4 protein-coding genes and 3 tRNA genes are annotated in these 3,060 nt (G+C 56.4%); all 7 read left to right on the top strand.

The window, feature by feature from the left end:
- Positions 1-209 precede the first annotated feature (209 nt).
- A complete protein-coding gene (birA, locus tag ACNQPL_RS26585) occupies positions 210-1,169 on the top strand; it encodes a bifunctional biotin--[acetyl-CoA-carboxylase] ligase/biotin operon repressor BirA (RefSeq protein WP_346614703.1) in 960 nt (319 codons plus the stop codon).
- The gene (locus ACNQPL_RS26580; protein WP_346614697.1) at positions 1,159-1,908 is read left to right on the top strand and encodes a pantothenate kinase; all 750 of its coding nucleotides are present in this window, start codon (positions 1,159-1,161) and stop codon (positions 1,906-1,908) included. The genes birA and ACNQPL_RS26580 overlap by 11 nt, the downstream gene beginning before the upstream one ends.
- Positions 1,909-1,915: 7 nt before the next feature.
- The gene (locus tag ACNQPL_RS26575) at positions 1,916-2,341 is read left to right on the top strand and encodes a hypothetical protein (RefSeq protein ID WP_416468381.1); all 426 of its coding nucleotides are present in this window, start codon (positions 1,916-1,918) and stop codon (positions 2,339-2,341) included.
- A 153-nt stretch (positions 2,342-2,494) separates the two neighbouring features.
- Positions 2,495-2,578 (top strand) — tRNA-Tyr (locus tag ACNQPL_RS26570).
- Between the two features lie 24 nt (positions 2,579-2,602).
- Positions 2,603-2,676, top strand: a tRNA-Gly gene (locus ACNQPL_RS26565).
- Positions 2,677-2,705: 29 nt separating this feature from the next.
- Positions 2,706-2,781 (top strand) — tRNA-Thr (locus ACNQPL_RS26560).
- A 78-nt stretch (positions 2,782-2,859) separates the two neighbouring features.
- On the top strand, positions 2,860-3,060 hold a 201-nt coding region (locus ACNQPL_RS26555; RefSeq protein WP_416468380.1), incomplete at its 3' end, for a GTP-binding protein.

Below are 3,060 nucleotides of genomic sequence, written 5' to 3'. Positions count from 1 at the left end.
ATCGCCGATGGTAGTGTGGGGTTTCCCCATGTGAGAGTAGGTCATCGTCAAGATTCATTTCGCAAAACCCCTATCTGCGCGAGCAGGTAGGGGTTTTGTCTTTTCTGGCCGAAAAACTCTTTGTTGGTGAGCTTTTCGGGCGGCCCTTTTCCTATGCAAGCCCACTACCCATAGCTATCATGCCAGCCTTATTCCAAGTCGAGACTGGCATGCTGAAGTTGTTGAATCTCCTCAAGGATGGCCGGTTCCATTCCGGGGAAGCCTTGGGGGTAGCCCTTGGGGTAAGCCGCAGCGCCGTTTGGAAACAGCTGCAGCACCTGGAGAGTGAGCTGAACCTCACCATTCACAAGGTTCGTGGGCGTGGCTACCAGCTTGCGGCGCCTCTGGCCCTGCTCGAAGCGAACGCGATTGCCGAGTTTGCCGACGGTAACCCGTGGCCCGTTTTCATCCATGACACCATCGATTCGACCAATGCTGAAGGGCTTCGGCTTGCCGGCCAAGGGCAGGCTGCTCCGTTTTTGGTGCTTGCCGAGCGCCAGAGCGCTGGGCGTGGTCGCCGTGGTCGTCAATGGGTCAGCCCATTTGCGGAAAACCTCTACTACAGCCTCGTACTGCGTGTCGAAGGTGGCATGCGTCAGCTCGAGGGCTTGAGCCTGGTAGTGGGCCTGGCTGTCATGCGTACCCTGCAAGATTTCGGTGTCAAGGGTGTAGGGCTGAAGTGGCCCAACGATGTGCTTGTGCGTGGGCAGAAGATCACTGGCATTCTGCTGGAGCTAGTCGGTGATCCTGCGGATGTGTGTCACGTCGTCCTTGGTATCGGTATTAATGTGAACATGCAGGCTAATGACCAAGTCGACCAGGAGTGGACCTCGATGAAGCGCGAGGCGGGTGTGACAATTGATCGCAATCGCCTGGTGGCCATGCTCAGTCAGCAGCTTCAGCACGAATTGGCGCGTCACCGCCGCTATGGTTTTGCCGCATTCCAGGAAGAGTGGGAGCAGGCACACCTGTGGCAAGGGCGTAAGGTGTCGCTAATTGCCGGCAGTACCCGCGTAGATGGAGTGGTGCTGGGTGTGGACGGGCAGGGCGGGTTACGCCTTGAGGTCGACGGTGTGGAAAAGAGCTTCAGTGGTGGTGAGCTCAGTTTGAGGTTGCGTGATGATTCTTGAGCTCGATTGCGGTAACAGCTTTATAAAATGGCGTGTGATTCATGCGGCCGACGCGACGATCGTGGGCGGTGGCATTGTTGACTCGGACCAGGCGCTGGTTGCTGAAGTCAGTGCCTTGGCGTCATTGCGCTTGTCGGGTTGCCGCGTCGTCAGCGTGCGCAGTGAAGAAGAGACCGCTGCTCTCTGCAGTTTGATCGCTCAGGCCTTTTCGGTAGTGGCGCGCGTTGCGGCACCGGCCCAGGAAATGGCCGGTGTACGTAACGGCTATGCAGATTTCGAGCGTTTGGGCATGGATCGTTGGCTGGCGGCGTTGGGTGCCTTCCATCTGGCCAAGGGGGCTTGCCTGGTAATTGATCTGGGCACTGCTGCAAAAGCCGACTTCATTGCCGCGGATGGCGAGCACCTGGGTGGGTACATTTGCCCAGGCATGCCATTGATGCGTAGCCAGCTGCGTACCCACACCCGGCGAATCCGCTACGACGATGCTTCGGCAGAGCGTGCATTGAACAGCCTTGCACCTGGGCGTTCAACCGTGGAGGCAGTGGAGCGCGGTTGCGTGCTCATGCTCCAGGGCTTTGCCCGCACTCAGCTCGAGCAAGCGCGTGCCTTGTGGGGTGATGCGTTTACTGTGTTCCTTACCGGCGGCGATGCACCGCTGGTGCGTGAGGCTGCGCCACAGGCGCGTGTGGTGCCTGACCTGGTATTCGTTGGTCTTGCAATGGCCTGCCCATTGGACTGAGGTGTGTATGCGTTGGTTGTTTCTGCTGTTGCTGGTGCTCAACGTCTTTTACTACGTATGGCATCAACAGGAAGCCCCTCTCAAAGCCAAGGATGTCGCCCCACTGTCTTTGTATAAAGGCAATCAACAGGAAATTCGCCTGTTGCGTGAAACCGGTGTCTCGGCGCCGGCTCGGCGTCGGGATGAATGCCTGGTTGTGGGTGGTCTGGCAGGTAAAGATCAGCTCGAGGCACTGCGTCAGCGGTTGCTGAGCCTGGATATCAACGCTTTGCCGGTATCCGGTCAGCTGCCTGGCGCCGATGGGCTTTGGCTGAAGGTCGCGCCCGAAAGCGAGCGTTTGCTGGACCAAGCCGTCCTCGCCACTCTTTCCAACGATTTCAAAGACTTAAAACATAAAATTATTTTCTGCCAGGGTATTGCAACTGGCGAATAGCTTGATAGAATGGCGCCCGCTTCACAGGGAACACCACTCAGGTGGTAGAGCTGGAGGCGGTGTCAAAGCAGCTAAGTTTCAGATTTGATTGAAAAAAATTTGAAAAAGAGCTTGACACTAGGGCGGCAGCAACATAGAATGCCGGCCACATCTGGAGGGATTCCCGAGCGGCCAAAGGGGACGGACTGTAAATCCGTTGCGCGAGCTTCGAAGGTTCGAATCCTTCTCCCTCCACCAGTTTTAGCGAGAGCCGCAAGCTCCGCGGGTATAGTTTAGTGGTAGAACCTCAGCCTTCCAAGCTGATGATGCGGGTTCGATTCCCGCTACCCGCTCCAAGTTTGCTGGATTTTGCACAAAGTGTTTCGCTCTTGTAGCTCAGTTGGTAGAGCACACCCTTGGTAAGGGTGAGGTCAGCGGTTCAAGTCCGCTCAAGAGCTCCATATAAACAAGGCAGATATGAAAATATCTGCCTTTGTTTTATCAGCGCAAGACTATTTCTTCTGCGGAGGATTGTATCGATGGCTAAGGAAAAGTTTGATCGTTCCCTTCCCCACGTCAACGTCGGCACTATCGGCCACGTCGACCACGGTAAGACCACTTTGACCGCGGCTCTGACTCGCGTTTGCTCCGAAGTTTTCGGTTCGGCAATCGTTGAGTTCGACAAGATCGACTCGGCTCCGGAAGAAAAAGCGCGCGGTATCACCATCAACACCGCTCAC

The organism is Pseudomonas sp. LFS044, from assembly GCF_047978245.1.
In the GTDB taxonomy this organism is placed as follows: Bacteria; Pseudomonadota; Gammaproteobacteria; order Pseudomonadales; family Pseudomonadaceae; genus Aquipseudomonas.
The sequence above is the reverse complement of the archived record's forward strand: the minus strand, read 5'-3'. Positions and strand labels throughout refer to the sequence as shown.